This is a genomic window from [Clostridium] celerecrescens 18A, assembly GCF_002797975.1.
Taxonomy (GTDB): domain Bacteria; phylum Bacillota; class Clostridia; order Lachnospirales; family Lachnospiraceae; genus Lacrimispora; species Lacrimispora celerecrescens.
In genome coordinates, this window is record NZ_PGET01000001.1 from 1,829,926 (window position 1) to 1,845,886 (window position 15,961).

The following is a 15,961-nucleotide window of genomic DNA, read 5'->3' on the forward strand; positions in this document are numbered from 1 at the left end:
AATTAAGAAAATTAAAAGATCAGACACGACCTTTGTTTTCTCTGCTTTTTTCCACCCTCTTCATGATATAGACATATGAGATTGCAGTGAACAGCCCGGCGCTTAACCAGGCTGCCGGATCGCAGGCACATGCCAAGGGAAAGCTTAAAAGCCGAATCGCCAATCCTGCAGTGATCAGTCTGGCCGCAAGCTCTACAACTCCTCCAAGCATGGGAAGAAGGCCGTAGCCGCACCCCTGCATGGTATTTCTGAATATAAAAATCATTCCAAGAGGAATATAAAAAACAGAACATAAATAAATATAGGTTTTCGCCCAAGGCAGCATTTCCGTTATATCCACATTGCCCGAAAAAAACAGCCTTAATGCATATGGGAGGACTAAACAGACGATGACAGAAGAAAGCGCGGAATAAACGACCTCTGCCCAAAGTACAAGCCTGACACCCTGGCGGATCCTTCCTATGTCTCCTTTTCCGTAATTCTGACCCGAATACGTCGCCATTGTCTGTCCCATGGCGACCATTCCCTGCAGAACCAGACCCTGAAACTTATTAGCGGCCGTATAAGCTGCTACTGCAGCTGAACCGAATAAATTAACAGCTGACTGCATGATGATGGTTCCTGATGCAGTGATTCCAAACTGAAGAGCCATGGGAATTCCCACGGAAAGCTGGCGCATTGTATCCGGCACATTCAGCTTCCAATGATGCCTCTTTGGAGTTAAAACCGGAACTTTTTTATAAATATAGAAGATACACAGGAGCGCGGATATCCCCTGAGAAAGATTCGTTGCCCAGGCAGCTCCGGCCACTCCCATTTTTAAATTAATTATAAAAACAAGATCCAGCACTACGTTCAGAGAGGCAGAAAACATCAGAAACAAAAGGGGGATCCGGCTGTTCCCAACGGAACGGAGATAAGAGGAAAACAGATTGTAAAATACATTTGTAACAATTCCCATGCAGATGATGGAAATGTAAGTGTAAGCATCCTCGAAAATATTGCCGGGTGTGTTCATTACCTTTAAAAGTGTTCTCATAAAGGAGAGACTTAAGACTGTCATAAGCACAATAACGAAAGATGACAGGATAATCCCATTTGCTACGGAGCGCTTTGTGCCGTCTTCATCTCCTGCTCCAAACCGCTGGCTGGTAAGGACCGTAAACCCGGTGCTCATGCCCTGGGAAAAACCAATGACCAGGAACATGATCGTACCGGTAGATCCCACTGCTGCCAGTGCATCCGGCCCTACAAAACGGCCTACGATAATGGTATCTGCCATATTATAAAGCTGCTGAAAGATATTACCCATCAGAAGCGGAAGTGTGAATTTTAAAATGATCGGAAGAGGATTGCCTCTAGTCATATCAGTTTCCATTTTTTTCCATCCTCTGTTCAAAAATATTGTCGCCCATTATAGAAGCGCAAGGGTTATTTTATCACGTTCCTCTTCTATTGTCACTCCTTTTCAAAAAATCAGGCATACCTATTCATAAACAGCAGCCATAACAGCTCCATAATCCCCTATTCGCTCCCCTAACTGTGCAGGTACGATCCTGCACGCAGCTGCGGAAGAGGCAAGAGCCTCCCTGTGAATTTCCTCCCACATGGCTGTTTCCATGAATTCATGGGTCCTTGCGTATATGCTGCCGGCTACTATTACCTCCGGATTCAGGATATCAATAAGCATGGACAGCCCTCTTCCGAAATATGTTCCCGACTCTCCTAATAATTTAACGGCATCCTCTTGACCTGCCCTGGCTGCCTCTGCCACATCCTTTGCCGTAATTTCTGTCTTATCTCCCGTCTGAAAGGAAGCCCTTTTCCCGCATTGTTCCATCTGCTCCGCCTTATTTATCGCCATCTGCCGGATTCCGCCTCCGCTGCAGAAACCTTCCAGGCTCCCGGCCTTTCCATATCCCACCGGTCCATCCTCCTTAAGACGGATGTGCCCCACTTCTCCTGCCAGGCCACTGGTTCCTGTATATAAACGCCCGTTTAAAATCAGCCCTGCGCCAAGGCCGGTCCCAAAGGTGAGAAATATCATATGAAGAGCTCCTCTGCCAGCCCCATATTTCCATTCGGCAAGGGCACAGGCATCGGCATCGTTTAACATCCTGGCAGGCATCTGGAGTTCATCCGACAGATAAGAAACAATGGGAACTGAAACCCATCCCGGCAGGTTAGGAGGAGAACAGATGACCATGCGGTCAGGACTCAGAGGTCCTCCGCAGGATATTCCAATACGGCAATCAGGCCGGGAAACTCCATGGGTCTCTAACATACTTTCCCCATAAACGCATAACATATCCAACACTGCTCTCCAGTCTGATGTTGTCTGTATTTCCTTCCGGTCGATCCATATGATCGTATCGCCCTCCAGCCGGCAAAGAAACACCGCACACTTTGTTCCTCCGATATCAAATCCCATGATATGCATCATTATACCTCAGCCTTCTATTATTATAAGTAAGTTCAATTCGCCTGGCTGCTGGCCAAACGGCCAACTTGCCTTCATTAAGTAATATATGCCAACAGAGCAGGAACCGGCGAACCGGCCCTGCTCTTTTCCTGTTATAAAATGTATCTGCGATTAAATCTCACTTATTTCAATGTATCTTTTGTAAGAACAGAAACACCTGTATCTACATTCTTGTCTCCTGTATCCTTGTCTTCCAGGGCATTTACAGCAGTCTTCATTCCTTCATATCCCATAACATCTGGATTCTGAGCCATGGTTGCAAGGAGATAGCCATCTTTAATCAGCTGAAGGATCATATCAGATTTATCAAAGCCTACGCCGATTACAGTCTCGCCTGCTTCCTGAATGGCATTGCCTGTTCCTACTGTAGAGCCTTCATTGGCTCCGAAAATGCCTACACAGCCCTGGGTAATATAGTTTGCAGCAATATCCTTGGATTTTGCAGCATCGCCTTCGCCGTACTGAGTTTCCAGGATCTCAAACTTTGTTCCTTCAAATGCAGAACGGAAGCCTTCTTCTCTGGCCACTGTGGATGCGGTTGCAGCATTCACGTTTACGATGCCGATCTTGCCTGATTCGATTCCTTTTTCCTTTAAGGCTTTGATCATTTCATCACCTGCAGTTTTTCCAGCAGCTTTGTTATCTGTTGCAAGGGTCTGGATCGCCGGCAGAGATGCTGCAGAGTCTACATATACCACTTTTACTCCTGCGTCAATAGCTTCCTGTAACGAAGCAGTAACTGCATCAGGGCCGTTAGCAGCCAGCAAAATAGCCTGGGCGCCTCCTGCTACGGCATTGTTAATGCATTCAATCTGCTTTGCATCATCCTTTACATCAGGAGCCAGCCATTTATAATCTACATTTCCAAGCTCCTTTACAGCCTTCTGGGCGCCTGCATCCACGTTTACCCAGTGCTGATCCATTTGATCCATGGTGATCAGATAAACCTTGTGTGAGCCTCCGCCGGAAGCCGCCTCTTTCGCTGTTTCTGCAGCTGTAGTTGCAGCTTCTGTTGCAGCTGCTGTTGTTGCCCCGGTCGTAGCTGCAGCCTCCTTCTGCCCGCTGCTGCAGCCTGCCATAGCCGCAATCACTCCCATTGAAAGAATAGCCGCCAATACTTTCCGCTTCATAAACCTTTTCCTCCTTAAAATTGGATAATTTAAAATCTGCCTATATCAAAGCCTCAGGCTCCAATACCATCATTATGGTTCTATCTTATTTTTCTTTCCCAGCTTTCCGCTTCGTACAATCACATCAATCAATACGGAGATCACTACAATGGCGCCGATGACAATATTTCGGATTGCAACCGGGGCACCTGCAAATTGAAGTCCATTCTGGAGCACGCCCCAGATAGAAGCACCGATTACCGTACCAATTAGAATTCCCTGGCCTCCCAAAGTTGAAACTCCTCCGATTACGGAAGCCGCCACAGCATACATTTCATAGGCATTGCCGGCATCCATGGTACCCATGCCGCTTGTTGCACAGATCACAAGTCCTACGACGCAGGAGCAAAAGGAGCTGACCAGATAAGCCTTTGTAGTGGTGGCTACGATATTTACCCCGGACAGCTTGGAGGCCTCTATGTTGCTTCCGATTGCATAAATATGCCGTCCGGTCCTTGTTTTGCTTAAAAGGAAATTAAATACCAGCCATAAAACAATGGATATGATTACCGTGTTATACACTCCGGCGACCTTTCCATAATAAAAGAAATCCCGAAATCCCCTTGCCCCGTCTCCAATGGCATCGGTATTGTAGTTGTTATTGACTATCTGAGCAACGCCCCTGGCAATTGTCATGGTGCCTAAGGTTGCAATAAAGGGTGGAAGCTTGCACTTGGCTACCAGTAAGCCGTTGACAACTCCTACGATCAGACAGCACATCAGGGTAAGAATTACCGCAACCCATGGATTCATGCCCTTTGTCATCATGGTCGCAGATATCATGCAGCTCATGCCGACAACAGAACCAATGGACAAATCAATATTGCCGGTGATCAATACATAGGACTGTCCGATGCCGATTAACAGGATCGGCGCAATCTGGCGCAAAAGATTTGCAACATTTTTCCCGGAAAAGAATGTAGGGTTTATGATGCCAAAAACAACGCACATAACGATAAGTCCTAAACTTACTGTGACTACCTGCCCCATCCCGCGAACGGCGAACAGCCTTTTATACCAACTCTGTCTTTTACTATTCATGTTACCTCTCCTTGCCCTTTTCTTAACTGATCTTGCTTTCAAACTGAGTCGCATATTTGAGGATCAGATCCTGTGTCGCCTCAGCTGTCATCACTTCCCCTGTAATTTTCCCGTCGCACATAACAATAATCCGGTCGCTGATGCCAAGGACTTCCGGCATTTCCGATGAAACGAACAAAACGCCGATCCCCTTCTGTTTTAATTCGTTCATCAGGTTATAGATCTCAACCTTAGCCGCCACGTCGATGCCTCTGGTGGGTTCATCAAAAATAACCACCCGTGAATTCCTTGCCAGCCATTTACCCACCACCACCTTTTGCTGGTTACCACCGGATAAGCTTCCGGCATCCACCTCTGCGTTCGGCAGCTTGATTTTTAAGGAAACCACTGTTTTATCCGTCATTTCCCTCTCTTTTCTTCTGTTGACAATTCCCAGCTTTCCGCATAGCATATCCAAATTAGGAAGGGCGATGTTATCCCGTATGCTGAGTTTCGTACAAAGTCCGTCCTTTTTCCTGTCTTCCGGAGCCAGTACGATGCCTGCTTTTATGGAATCCTCTACCTTATGTATGATAACTTCTTTTCCATCCAGAAAAATCTGCCCGGATTCCTTTGGATCCGCTCCAAATATAGCCCTGGTGGTCTCTGTCCTTCCTGCCCCCATTAATCCTGCAATCCCCACGATCTCGCCTTCATGCAGCTCCAGGTTGATGCCGCGTACCATCCGTCCGGCATTTAAATTGCGGATCTCCAGAATCTTCTTCCCCTTTGGACAGGAGACCCGTGGGAATTTCTGTTTTATTTCACGGCCGACCATGTGAGAAATGATCTCATCCATCCGCTTCTGATCAAAATCCATGGTTGTGATAAATCTTCCGTCTCTCATAATAGTGACCCGGTCCACGATATGCCTCAGTTCTTCCAGGCGGTGGGATATGTATACGATTCCACAGCCTTCTTTCTTTAGCTTTTTAATGATAGTGAACAGATCTGCGATTTCTTTTGAGGTCAGGGCTGACGTAGGCTCATCCATAATCAGGACCCTGGCATTCATGGAAAGCGCCTTGGCGATCTCAACCATCTGCTGCTTGGATACTGCCAGATTGCCCACCAGCTCCTCTGGATCTAATTCTATATTCATACGGCTTAAGATCTCGGCTGCCGCCTTGTTCATCTCTTTTTCAGAAAGGAGCATTCCCTTTGTCCGTTCCCGTCCCAGAAAAATGTTTTCCGCTACGGTCAGATGCTGGCACATGTTCAGTTCCTGATGGATGATCGCTATCCCAAGTTCCTTTGCCTTCTGTGTGGTCATTTCCCGGATATTGTCGCCGAATACTTCAATGGTTCCTCCATCTCTTGGATAAACGCCGCTTAATATTTTAACAAGCGTCGATTTTCCTGCACCATTTTCACCCAGCAATGCCATAACTTCTCCTGATTTTAAATAAAACGAGACATCGTCAAGTGCTTTTACACCAGGGAACGTCTTCATAATATTCTGCATCCGCACAATATCTTCCTGCATACCTATCACCCTCATATTTCTCTCAAATTCTAGCTTCTGTAAAGAGTATATCATCGGAAACCCATGGATAGTAGGGGAGATTCTTCCGTTTAAGGGGGGTATTCTTTGGCAATCAAATCCCTTGCAGAAATGAAAAACAGGCAGCCTGACCGCCTGTTAATCTTTTTTATTACCAGCCAACTTTATAAAATTCCTCTTTCGCATATTCTGCCGCCACCTTTCCATCCTGCAGGATTATCATCCGGTCTGATACATCCATGTTGTCGGCAAGGTTGCTGGTAAGAATGAGTACCGAGATCCCGCTGTTTTTCAGCTCCTGGATCAGATCCAGCACATAACGCCTTAAGTACATGTCCCCTTTTGCCAGCGGCTGTACACACACGGCGACCTTGGGGTGAAGGAGATGGATCCGGTAATAGGCAAGGCCGTATCTTTCCCGCACGCTTAAACGGTCAATCTTTCCCGCATCAATACAGGAGCCCACCTTTTTCATATATTCCTTCCGCACACTGCGAAGATGGCTGCGCTTTAAATTCCCAAACCACACCTTCCGGTCCAGAAGAAAGGTCAGGTTTTCCATATAGCTCATATCTCTAAACAGAAAGGTTTCTGCCGGATCATCCGGAATGACGGCTACACCCTCCTTAAAAAAGTCCGTAGGCTCCTCCCCTGCAAAGACCCTTTCTCCCAGGTAAATCCTTCCGGTCCGGATTCCCCTGCTGCCGGAGAGAACCTCCACCAGAGGCTCCCATGTCTGGTTATCCGTATCCAGTATCATCAGACATTCCCCTTTTCGCAGAGAAAACCCAACCGGCTCTTTCCCATTCAGATACACTCCATCTAACTTAAGAACGGCCTCCTCCTTAGGTTCCCGGATCTGGCTGCCGGACAAGTCAAAAGATATGGTATAAGGCTGAAGGGCCGTTTCCACCATTTCTTCTTTTTCAAACACCTTCCATATGATTCCCTGATGAAAAAGAGCTGCCCGGTCCGCAATCTGGAACACCTCCTGATGATGGTTGCCCATATAAAGAAATGCGGTCCCCCGCTTTGCCTGCTCCCTGATAATATCCTGGAACTGTTTTAGTTCCATCTGGCTTAAGAAATTGCTGATCCTGTCCAGAATAATGAACCGGCACCCAGCCAGAATGGCTTTTAAAAGCTCAGTAACACAGCGCTCAAAGGCGCTTAAGGTTGAAACCCGGCGCTTGGGATCAATGGACAGCCCCAGCTCCGCCATCAAAAGTTCCACCTGATGATCCAGCACCCTGCTGTTAATAATATACTTTTTAAATCCCTTCCGCATTACAAACAGGTTATCAGATATGGTCAGGCTGTCTATGAGCCGTCCCCTCTCCTCAATGACATAAACCCGGTTGTCGGTAAAGTCTGCATGGGAATAGTGATTTATCCGGTCTCCTTCATAGTATACTCCGCCAAAGCTTATGGGAATATTATGGCAGATGAGGCGGATCAACTGGGAACAGCCCTTTGCATCGGATATGATGAGCCCCATAATTTCTCCCTGGAGAATATAAAAATCCAGATTATCCAGATAACGTTCTCCGTTTTCTTCCAGGGTAACATGATTCAGCCGGAGAATTTCCTTTCTCATCTCATCACCTCTTTTTCCTGTTAATCCTTTACAAGCGGAAGGGATATCTCCACATCCGTCCCTGCCTCCACCTGGCTGTAGACGTGGATACCATATTCCTCTCCGAAGAGCAGCTTGATTCTGTTATTGACATTCTGGATTGCAATGCCGCCTTTCCGGTCTATATCTGGGTTCACGTCGTCCAGGGATAAGCTTTTAAGCTTTTCATTCAGCATCTTCACCCTTTCAGCCACCATGCCAAGTCCGTCATCAGATACCTTGATGATCAACCGGGAATCCGTCACCGAAATTTTAATGATCAGATGCCCCTCCCCTATCTTCCGTTCGATCCCATGATAAATGGAATTTTCAACAACAGGCTGCAAAGTCAGCTTTGGCAGACGGTATTGCAGTATCTCCATTTCATCCAACTCTTCTGAACATGCATACTGGATATTCAGCTGTAATTTTTTGCCGAAGCGGAACTGTTGGATGTAATAGTAGTTCTCAATATTTGCAAGCTCATCCTCTAAGTTTACCAGATGGTCTACATTGGAAATGGTATATCGGAAAAAGGTGGCAAGAGCCTCCGTCATCTCCGCTATACTGTCCACTCCCAGGCTCAACGCCTCACTCCGTATACCTTCCAAAGTATTGTACAAAAAATGAGGATTGATCTGGTTTTGCAGGGCTAGGTATTCCGCCTGCTTTTTTGATACATTGATCAGTTCCCTGGTTCCAAGCATTTCCAGGAACCTTTGATTTACTTTCTCGGATTCCGGGCAATAGGGATAGCGTATTTTAAATAAGTCATTTAAAACACTGCCAGAGGCAAACTGCCGTTCCACCCGTTTGGTTTCCTGCATGGGCTTATAAATTCCATAATATCCGTTGTAAAAAAACAAGACAAGGAGAACGGAAGCCGCCATTAAAAGCCAAATTTGCTCCGGCTGACCCCTGGTTAAGTAAAGGGCATAACAAAGCATTAGCATGAACCCGGTCAAAATACCTGCCAAAAGAAAAATTACTCTGACGGACAGAAACCGAAACTTCTCTTTCATAATGCGCCTCCCATCAGGAATAAAGCTTCCGATATTCGTTTGGCTTTAAACCGGAATATTTGGTAAAGTTCTTTGTAAAATATTTTACATCGCTGTAGCCCACTTCCTCACATATGGATGCAACACTTAAATTTGTTTCCTTTAGAAGACCTTTCGCCTGTTCCATGCGCACCTCGGATAGGAACTCCAAAAAGTTCTTGCCTGTCTCTTTCTTAAACAGGGAACTGAAATATGTAGGATTGAATCCGGCGACTTCACTGACTGTTTCTAAGGTAATAGCTTCCCTATAATGGTCCCTGATGTACTTTTTAGCTATGCGGATGGGGCGGTTATTCTCCTGCATCTTTCCGGCCACGGCCCTATCGTAGGAAGCGGAAATCTCTTTTATGAGATAGCGCAGGACCTCTCTTGCAGATGAACAGAATTCCACTCCCTGATTAAACCGTTCCATAAAATTCTGTTCAATGGGGATCTTATGGTTTTTCATGAAAAACAGATAGAGATTACAGACCTCTCTGCACATCTGCAAAATTTCATGCCCGGTCATATCAGTCTGCTCCAAAAGCCCGTCTTTCAGTTTCATCAGGCAATCCCCCACCTGCTGCCTGTCCAGACTTTCCAGAGCCGTGTTCATATTCTGGTTAAATTGAGTAAACCACTGGCTTGATGCCAGATGAAAAGAACTGCGCAGCTCCCCCTCCAGGAGCTTGCCGTTTCCAGCCACCAGCCGCTGCTCCACCAGATACCTGGCGGATTTAAGAGAGCTTCTTAGCTGGGCAATATTCCATACGGTAGTTCCAAACCCTATGGTCACCCGAAGCCCTTCCAGAATGGATTCCAGCACCGCAAGCTCATTTAATATATTTTTACATTGCCGGCGAATGAATTTCCTGTTTTCCTCTCCATAATTCAGAAATAGATAAATATGACTGTTTTCCACATACAATTCCCAGTCGAACACGTGGCCTTTCAGCATCTGCTCTGCAATCTGAGTTGTCTTTTCTGTCAGGAATTCCAGGTTTTTCTCGTCTGGCATGGAAATTCCATCAAATTTGACACAAACGATCTGGAAGCATCCCTGTTTTAACTGATAATAATACTGCTTATTGATTTCTTCCAGGCTGGAGCAGTCCTGTTCGCTCCGGTCCCGGTACAGGACATTGGAAAACCAGGTGGTACGCAGCCTCTCCGCGTCACTCTTCCTTGCCAGCCTGACCCGTTCCTCGTAGGTCAGCTGTTCACTTTTTTCATTATACCTTACTCTTATTTTTTCCAGAGTTTCCGTTAGTTCCTGTTTTTTAATAGGTTTTAACAAATAATCACTGACCCCATATTTGATCGCTGTCTGGGCATATTCAAAATGGCGGTATCCGCTGATAATCACAAATTCCACGCCAACATTCAGTTCCCGGGTCTTTTTCACCAGGTCCAGGCCGTCATATCCCGGCATCCGGATATCCGTAATCACTACATCAGGAGAAAGGGCTTCTATCTTTTCAAGCGCCTCGATCCCATTATTTGCCACACCGCTGAGCTTCATATCCAGTGCTTGCCAATCAATCAACTTCTCGATCAGCTGGCAGATCTTTTCTTCATCATCTGCTATTAATACTTTTAACATGATTTTCCCCCTGCTTTGCCCCGATTCTTTTGTCATTATAACATGTTCGTCCTAGGGAAGGAAGTAGTGTAAAAAAAGAAAAGCAGGTTCCCATAGACCAAACTTTTTGTATTTTGTAATTCAGACACGGTAAGCTCTGTCAGGCCGATCAATCCAATCTTTCATTCCCACTTGAAAAAACGGATGGAAATACTGATACATATCACTGCAATGGCGATCATCACCAAAACCGGAAGGAAAACACTGTTCATTGGCAGCCCCAATGAAGCAGCCTTAAGAAGTTTAATTCCCTGTGTCAAGGGAAGGATGTCTGCTACCTTTTGAAACGCAGCAGGCATTACCTCATAAGGCAGAGTAGCGCCTGAAAAAATAAGCATTGGAAAGTACAGCAGGCTGGCAGCGGCACCAGCTATTTTCGTATTCGGCGCTATCCCGCCCACCAGGAGCCCAATGCTGAACATAGACAGCATAACCAGAAAATACGCTCCAAGGAACGGAAGCCATGAGCCTTTTAATTGATATCCGAACAATAACGCCCCTGTTACATAAACGAGAATAAGGGATGCAATGGAATAAAATGCATAAATGGCAACCTGCACCGCCAAGATAAGTGCAGGGTCAGCGGGCGTTACCTTAAGCCGCTTTAAAATCTTTCTGCTTCGATAATCAGAAACAACCAGGGGAAGCCCCATCACGCCTCCGGCACAAATAGCAATGGCTGATACCGCACCAAAGGATTGTTCCAGGAACGTATAATCTGCACCATCAAAGGCGGGTTTGTCTCCAAACACTGCTCCTAAGATCACAACCACGACAATTGGCATACAAATAGCAAAAATAAACATGTCCAGTCCGCGAAGTGACAATTTTCCTTCTGTTTTTAGTAACGTTTTAAATGGTTTCATATTCACCCTCCCCGTCAGTATACCAAAGATATGCATCCTCTAGCTTTTCATAAGGACTTGCTGCGACCGATTCTTTTATGGAACCGCAAAATATGCTCTTCCCGTCCTTCAAAATCATGATCCTGTCACAAAGGGCTTCCACCTCATCCATAAAATGGGAGGTCAGCATAATGGTGATTCCTCTTTCTTTTAACTGGGAAAGACTCCTCCACACTTCCCGCCGTGCCCTGGCATCCAATCCTGTTGTCAGTTCGTCTAAAAATACTACTTCGGGATCCGGGATCAGCGCAAGCACGATAAAAAGCCGTTGCTTCTGACCTCCTGAAAGTTCACTGACCAGGCTTTTTGACTTTTCCAAAAGCCCGAATTGTTCCAGAAGGACAACATAATCCAGGGTGCTTTTGTAAAGCGAAGCAGTAACTTCACAAAGCTCATCTACCTTGATTTTGTCCTGATAATTGGCCTCTTGAAATTGAACACCGACCCTCTCGAAAAGTTTTTTCCGGTCTTTTTGCGGATTCATTCCCAAAATGGATACCGTTCCACTATCCTGCTTTTTCGTTCCCAGGATACATTCGATAGCCGTACTTTTCCCCGCACCGTTTGCTCCCAGCAAGCCAAACACTTCCCCGCGGGAAATTGAGATATTAATGTTCTCTATCGCTTTTACTTGGGCGTAAGACTTGCTCAGCCCTTTTACTTCAATGGTTGTCTCCATGCGATAAAATTCCTCCTTTTTTCTTTTCACAAAAAGAATAACACCAGAGCAAAGTCTGGTGTTAAAGTGTAGGGTTTGATTCAAATTGTTTTTTCATCTTCCCAAGGTGCGCCAGCATAACTTTCGCGTTTTCCTCCGCATAATGCAAAGAAGTGAGAAGCTTATCACATACGGAAATAATATCGTCGCTTTCGTCCGGCGTATCAATTACCTGCCGGATATCTGCTTTGGGATTTTGGGATAATGAATTCAGCATTCGCAAAATTGCTGAAAGGGAGTAATTTGCACAGCGCAGGGTACGTATGATTTTGAGCCGCAGAATATCCTCATCCGTATAAACCCGGTAGCCGTTTTGCTTTCGTTTTATAGTGAGCAGACCGTTCATTTCCCAATTTCTTAAGGCATCCATTGAAATTTGTAAATAATCGGCCGTTTCTTTTCTGGTTAAAACCATTGTTCCGGGTTCTTTGTTGTTGCCTGGTAACAGCTTTTGGGTAATCTCTATGGCCTCTTCCGCATTACTCTGCTCATTCTTTATCTGCTGCAAATAATGTTCCGTTAAGGCAATCGCCTTGTCAAAATTTCCGGAAGCTGAGGTCTTAATAATCGTAATTGCCTGCTTTCTCAATCCATTTTGCAAGACCTCGACCTTTAGCGCGATTCTTACGAATTTAATCTGCTCCATATGAAAATCTGTAAAAATGCGATAACCGTTTTCCTTCCGCTCTGGTTTGGGAATAAGCTCAAGATCTTCATAAAGCCGTACTGTATTGGAATGGATCCCTATACTACGCGCAATTTCAGACGTCATGTATGTTTTCATTTCATCTATCACCACCATTCTATTCTACCATAATAACATCGTTTAAAAGCCTGGTGTTATAGTGGAGAGTTCAATTGTAACGAATGAGAATAAAAAGTGCAAGGTGTAAATGATATCGGCCTGCCTGCAAATGAAAACATGCATATCGTCCATCGGGACGATACACTTGTTTTCCAGTCAGCCAGCCTTACAGAGACATAACACGATTCGCTCTTCACCTGACTATTTCAAATTCAACTGACCCGGCAGCTCCAGGCGCTATCTCATATTTGTCAAAAACTATAACCGGATTTCCATTATCCTTCATATAAAATTTCGTTTCATCCGTAATGCTTTCGAAACCGCCCTCCTCAGGGGTAAAAAATGAAATACCAATTTCCTTTGATTTTTCCTCCATCTGGCTATTAATGCTCTCGTTTGCTTTATTGATGTAATCCTCTCCGAGAACATCCTTTAGTGATAATAGCTTTCCTGATTTTAAATCTATGTTATAGTACTTCTCCTGACTGTATGCAGAGGTCCAGCTCTCTGTTCCCCTTACCACAAAAGAAAGATAGTCATCGCTTTGGGCCTTGATCTCATACCACACCTTGATCTCGATCTGATGTTCCGCCCATTCTGCCTCTGTTCCTCCTGTATCCAGAAACGCCTGTTTATATTCCTGTGCACGCTCCAATGATTCATCCGAATATCTGCTGCAGATTTCCTGGATTTCTTCATTTATTTGCATGGAAAGTCCATGAGTGTCATTTTGGATAAATTCCACTCCCGGCACTTCTACCGAAATTTTTTCATCCCCAACAGTCTTTTGATAGGAGCTTACGGTCAGGACCCGGGCGATGGCACCTACAACCGGAATCTGGTGCACCTCCTCTGCAAAAGCTGTGTTTATATTCAGAGCCGCAGTAAATGTTAAAAGGAAAGCTGCTGCTGTTCCCAATCCCCAGCTATAATACCGCTTCTTTCCATTCCCATTATGATTCCTGGTGCTTGTTGCTTTTCTTCCTTCGAACTGCTCGATGGCACCCTGTATGCGTCCGCTTAATTCCTCGGGAATGGGAGTCTCATCGTATCTTTTTTTTGCATCATCCAACTGGTTCATATGTTTACCTCCTGAATATTCTGCTTTAACAATTTTAAGCCACGGTACAGTCTTGCCTTTACCGTGTTTAAATTGGCACCGGTGATCTCAGCAATCTCTTTCAGCGACATTTCTTCAAAAAAACGAAGCTTTATGATGTTTTGTATTTCTATATCCAACCGGTTGATCTCGTTATAAAGGTCATCCGATGGTTCAAAGCCCTGTTCATAATAGGGGATCTCCAGACCAAGGTCTTCTCCTGAGGCGATCTCTTTTTTATTTTTCTTGAGAAAATAAATGCTCTCGTTTACAAGTATCCTGTAAAACCATGTTTTAATGGCATCGGTATTTTTTAAGGATTCATAATGATCCAGCGCTTTTAATACCGCATTCTGAACAATATCCAGTGCATCCTCCTGGTTTTGGGCGTAGCTGAATGCCAGCCGGTAAAACTTTTTCTGGTTTTCAATGATGTAGCCTGTCATCTTATCATAAATCTCTTGTCTCATTAGTTACCCTTTCTGTCCTTTGCCAGACATTTTTGCCGTTCTGTTATATAGATGATTTCAGATGCAAAAAAGTTGCAGAAAATGAGAAACAGGACTCTGAAAATTCAGAAGCCCCGTTTTTATATGCTTTGCGCCCTTACTTATTATTATTTCACCTTTGAGCTTAAATTTATTCTATTAACGTAATTGCCGCCAAACAGCAGGTGGCGCAATTCGGTATCATATGTTTTTCATAATTTCCATACCTCTATCATTACATAACTGAGTCAAAATATCAAGCAGGCATCAGCTTCCCCAATTTATATACTAAACAAAGCGGCGGCTTTGAATCTATTCGATTACAAAACCGCCGTTTAATTATACATTTTTCAATTGGTATAACATATTGTCTGCCAAATGACGGCTTTTTATATACCGTCCGGCTGTTTAAATATGTTTTCGTGAATTTAACCGTCAATTTTACGAACGGGGATCCATATCTCACTTTTATAATCTGGTCTGCCCGTATCAGGGGTTTCATTCCACAATAACTCCGGTCCCCCGGTCAATTCATATCCCGATGCCGGGAACCATTCCCCATAAATCTTAGCCCATGTGTCCTGTATCGCCTCCGGAAACGTACCAACCGCTTTAAATACCGCCCAAGTAGATGCCGCAACATGAAGGATATCATAGCCGTCAGAAGCCGTTTTGGAAGTAGCAACTCCGATATACTGGTCAAGCTGTGAGCCTTCCGTGGTACGCTCTTGAAAATTCGCAGAAACACTGAGCATTCCTTTTGGTTCCACATCGCATAATCCTTTTAACTCGTCAATAATTTGAGGAGTTAGTTTTTGCACCAATGAGTCCATCTGTGGATTGATCCCTTTAAATTGCACTTTAATTCTTTTTTTAAATCCGACAACATAAAAATCGTCTTTTTCCACAACACGATAATTCATTTCTATTCCTCCTTTGATTGTTAATTGAAAGGTCATTGGCGGCAGGACTTTAAGTTCAGTGTTTGCTTTTTTGGCTTGTGAAGGGGTTACTCCATGCATCACTTGAAAAGCTTTGCTAAAAGCTTCAGGTGACTCATAGCCAAGCTGTAATGCTAAATCAATGACCTTTACCGAATCATTCTGTAACATCAGTCCTGCTGCCGAGAGCCGCCTGCGGCGAATATATTCACCTAATGGCATTCCTGCAAGAAAAGAAAACATTCTGCGAAAATGATATTCTGAACAGCCGGATATACGTGCGATCTGACTAGGTTCAATATCAAGCATCAAATTTCTTTCAATATATGCCATTGCATCATTAAATTGAGCCAGCGTATTCATTGCCTTATTCCTCCTTTCAAAACAATCATACCTGAGTTTTAGATGTAAATCCTGATATTTTTGATGCGGATAAACACGGATTTTTATCAACAAAGGACTCCTTGCTTTAA

At 44.7% G+C, this 15,961-nt stretch carries 14 protein-coding genes; all 14 read right to left on the bottom strand.

The window, feature by feature from the left end; translation table 11 throughout:
- Positions 1–19 precede the first annotated feature (19 nt).
- The 14 genes from H171_RS08645 to H171_RS08710 all read right to left on the bottom strand — a co-directional run bounded on the left by H171_RS08645 (position 20) and on the right by H171_RS08710 (position 15,851).
- Entirely contained in the window at positions 20–1,378 is a 1,359-nt protein-coding gene (locus H171_RS08645) for an MATE family efflux transporter (protein ID WP_100304769.1), read from the bottom strand.
- Between the two features lie 108 nt (positions 1,379–1,486).
- Positions 1,487–2,443 carry an ROK family protein gene (locus H171_RS08650; RefSeq protein WP_100304770.1) on the bottom strand — a complete coding sequence of 319 codons (957 nt, stop codon included), beginning with the start codon at positions 2,441–2,443 and terminating at the stop codon, positions 1,487–1,489.
- A gap of 161 nt (positions 2,444–2,604) precedes the next feature.
- Positions 2,605–3,612, bottom strand: coding sequence for an ABC transporter substrate-binding protein (locus H171_RS08655; RefSeq protein WP_100304771.1), 1,008 nt, complete (start codon positions 3,610–3,612; stop codon positions 2,605–2,607).
- Between the two features lie 72 nt (positions 3,613–3,684).
- Positions 3,685–4,692 (bottom strand): ABC transporter permease, encoded by a 1,008-nt coding sequence (locus tag H171_RS08660; protein WP_100304772.1) that lies wholly within the window; start codon positions 4,690–4,692, stop codon positions 3,685–3,687.
- 22 nt (positions 4,693–4,714) lie between these two features.
- A complete protein-coding gene (locus H171_RS08665; protein ID WP_100304773.1) occupies positions 4,715–6,217 on the bottom strand; it encodes a sugar ABC transporter ATP-binding protein in 1,503 nt (500 codons plus the stop codon).
- Positions 6,218–6,386: 169 nt separating this feature from the next.
- The gene (locus H171_RS08670; protein WP_100304774.1) at positions 6,387–7,832 is read right to left on the bottom strand and encodes an ATP-binding cassette domain-containing protein; all 1,446 of its coding nucleotides are present in this window, start codon (positions 7,830–7,832) and stop codon (positions 6,387–6,389) included.
- 20 nt (positions 7,833–7,852) lie between these two features.
- The gene (locus tag H171_RS08675) at positions 7,853–8,872 is read right to left on the bottom strand and encodes a sensor histidine kinase (RefSeq protein ID WP_100304775.1); all 1,020 of its coding nucleotides are present in this window, start codon (positions 8,870–8,872) and stop codon (positions 7,853–7,855) included.
- A 13-nt stretch (positions 8,873–8,885) separates the two neighbouring features.
- Positions 8,886–10,493 carry a response regulator transcription factor gene (locus H171_RS08680; RefSeq protein ID WP_100304776.1) on the bottom strand — a complete coding sequence of 536 codons (1,608 nt, stop codon included), beginning with the start codon at positions 10,491–10,493 and terminating at the stop codon, positions 8,886–8,888.
- A 161-nt stretch (positions 10,494–10,654) separates the two neighbouring features.
- Positions 10,655–11,398 carry an ABC transporter permease gene (locus tag H171_RS08685; RefSeq protein WP_100304777.1) on the bottom strand — a complete coding sequence of 248 codons (744 nt, stop codon included), beginning with the start codon at positions 11,396–11,398 and terminating at the stop codon, positions 10,655–10,657.
- The gene (locus tag H171_RS08690; RefSeq protein WP_100304778.1) at positions 11,385–12,116 is read right to left on the bottom strand and encodes an ABC transporter ATP-binding protein; all 732 of its coding nucleotides are present in this window, start codon (positions 12,114–12,116) and stop codon (positions 11,385–11,387) included. Before H171_RS08690 ends, H171_RS08685 begins: the two co-directional genes overlap by 14 nt.
- A 61-nt stretch (positions 12,117–12,177) precedes the next feature.
- Positions 12,178–12,939 carry a MerR family transcriptional regulator gene (locus H171_RS08695; RefSeq protein ID WP_100307474.1) on the bottom strand — a complete coding sequence of 254 codons (762 nt, stop codon included), beginning with the start codon at positions 12,937–12,939 and terminating at the stop codon, positions 12,178–12,180.
- Between the two features lie 214 nt (positions 12,940–13,153).
- On the bottom strand, positions 13,154–14,041 hold the full coding sequence (locus H171_RS08700) for an RsiV family protein (RefSeq protein WP_100304779.1): 888 nt from the start codon (positions 14,039–14,041) through the stop codon (positions 13,154–13,156).
- The gene (locus H171_RS08705) at positions 14,038–14,529 is read right to left on the bottom strand and encodes an RNA polymerase sigma factor (protein WP_100304780.1); all 492 of its coding nucleotides are present in this window, start codon (positions 14,527–14,529) and stop codon (positions 14,038–14,040) included. The genes H171_RS08700 and H171_RS08705 overlap by 4 nt, the downstream gene beginning before the upstream one ends.
- A 446-nt stretch (positions 14,530–14,975) precedes the next feature.
- On the bottom strand, positions 14,976–15,851 hold the full coding sequence (locus tag H171_RS08710) for an AraC family transcriptional regulator (protein WP_100304781.1): 876 nt from the start codon (positions 15,849–15,851) through the stop codon (positions 14,976–14,978).
- Between the last annotated feature and the right edge of the window lie 110 nt (positions 15,852–15,961).